Raw genomic sequence first — 833 nt, 5'->3', positions numbered from 1 at the left:
CGACTAGGGCGTGTTAACACTAATTGAGCTGACCATGGTTGATGCGAGACACTTCGTGCATGGAGATTTCGCCAGCCCAGTTCGCCCAGATAGAGCACTGCCTGCCACTGCAAAGAGGCAACGTCAGCCTGTCGAATCTGAGTGTGTTGAATGCCATCCTGTATGTCGCCGAGCACGGCTGCAAGTGGCGCGGGCTGCCAAAGCGGTTCGGCAATTGGCACACCATCTACACGCGCATGAACCGCTGGTCCAAGGCTGGCGTGCTCGACCGGGTGTTCGAGGAGTTGCAGCGTTCTCAGGTCGTTCGCATCAGGATCGAGGCCGTCTCGCTGGACAGCACCAGCATCAAGGTGCACCCCGATGGCACCGGGGCGTTAAAAAAAACGGCCCCCAGGCCATCGGCAAGTCCAGAGGTGGGTGGAACACCAAGATTCATATGGTTGCCGCGGATGCTCGAACGGCCATAACGTTCTCTCTGTCGCCCGGCCAGGCGCACGATGCGCCGGAAGGCCGCGCGCTGCTGCGTCGCCTGGGCGGACCGGATCGGCCACTGCATCTGTTGATGGACCGCGCCTACGAAGGCAATGAGACCAGGCAGTTGGCGCTCGACCTGGGGTTCATCCCTGTCGTGCCGCCGCTGAGGACTCGGATCGAGCCCTGGGAGTACGACCGCCAGATGTACAAGCGGCGCAACGAGGTTGAGCGACTGTTCCGACGCCTCAAGGGCTTCCGGCGCATCTTCTCTCGCTTCGAGAAACTCGATGTGATGTTCCTCGGCTTCATCAGCTTCGCGCTGATCGCCGATGGGCTTCGTTTGTGTTAACAGGCCCTAG

1 protein-coding gene is annotated in these 833 nt (G+C 60.7%); it reads left to right on the top strand.

The genetic code is table 11. The annotated features are described in order from the left end of the window. The first annotated feature begins 59 nt into the window (after positions 1–59). A protein-coding gene (locus AC1DYK_RS35430; protein WP_478170528.1) for an IS5 family transposase occupies positions 60–823 on the top strand; the annotation gives its coding sequence in 2 pieces (ribosomal slippage) (positions 60–375 and positions 375–823; 765 coding nt in all). Positions 824–833: the final 10 nt, after the last annotated feature.

Source organism: Variovorax sp. P2_H12, assembly GCF_056403395.1.
The sequence above is the reverse complement of the archived record's forward strand: the minus strand, read 5'-3'. Positions and strand labels throughout refer to the sequence as shown.